Origin of the sequence: Campylobacter sp. CH246 (assembly GCF_004378835.1) — a bacterium.
GTDB classification, from domain to species: domain Bacteria; phylum Campylobacterota; class Campylobacteria; order Campylobacterales; family Campylobacteraceae; genus Campylobacter_D; species Campylobacter_D jejuni.
This window is the reverse complement of record NZ_RYYA01000026.1, coordinates 1-680: the sequence shown is the minus strand read 5'-3', so window position 1 is coordinate 680 and position 680 is coordinate 1. Positions and strand designations below refer to the sequence as shown.

At 36.8% G+C, this 680-nt stretch carries 2 rRNA genes; both read right to left on the bottom strand.

Annotated elements, in window-relative coordinates:
* Window positions 1-6: 6 nt before the first annotated feature.
* A 5S ribosomal RNA gene (rrf, locus tag ELQ06_RS08525) occupies window positions 7-123 on the bottom strand.
* Window positions 124-378: 255 nt separating this feature from the next.
* Window positions 379-680, bottom strand: a 23S ribosomal RNA gene (locus ELQ06_RS08520); the annotation flags it as partial.

Below are 680 nucleotides of genomic sequence, written 5' to 3'. Positions count from 1 at the left end.
TTAACAAGTCCGCAATGAGCTACTTTCCCCCTGCCAGTAAGGCGTAGTATCATCACCCACGATGTGCTTAGCTTCTTGGTTCGGGATGGAGCAAGGCGTTTCCACATCTGTATAATCACGGACATTGTTATTTAAATATTCTTTGAAAGATTGAATTTAAAAATAAAGCTTAATCTTTTATTCCTTTACTTTTTTCTTTATTCTCTTTCTTCTTTTCTTATCTTTTATCTTTGATAAGTTTTTATATAGAATACTTAAAAAACAATGTTAAGAGCAAGTTCTAATATAAACTTTACTTGAAAGATTTCTATTAAACTCTAAATATTATCTATATTCAAAGTCTTCTTAAAAACCTTAACAAGGAAGTGATGCTTTATTAAAGATAAGCCAAACGCTCTATTAGTACTGGTCAGCTAAAGGACTTTCATCCATTACACACCCAGCCTATCAAACTAGTAGTCTTCTAGAGAGCTTAGAGAAGATTCATCTTAGAGTTGGCTTCACGCTTAGATGCTTTCAGCGTTTATCCTTTCCAAACTTAGCTACGCTGCGATGCTCTTGGCAGAACAACAGCTACACCAGTGGTTTGTTCAACCCGGTCCTCTCGTACTAGGGTCAAATCTCTTCAATCTTCTTACGCCCACGGCAGATAGGGACCGAACTGTCTCACGACGTTCTGA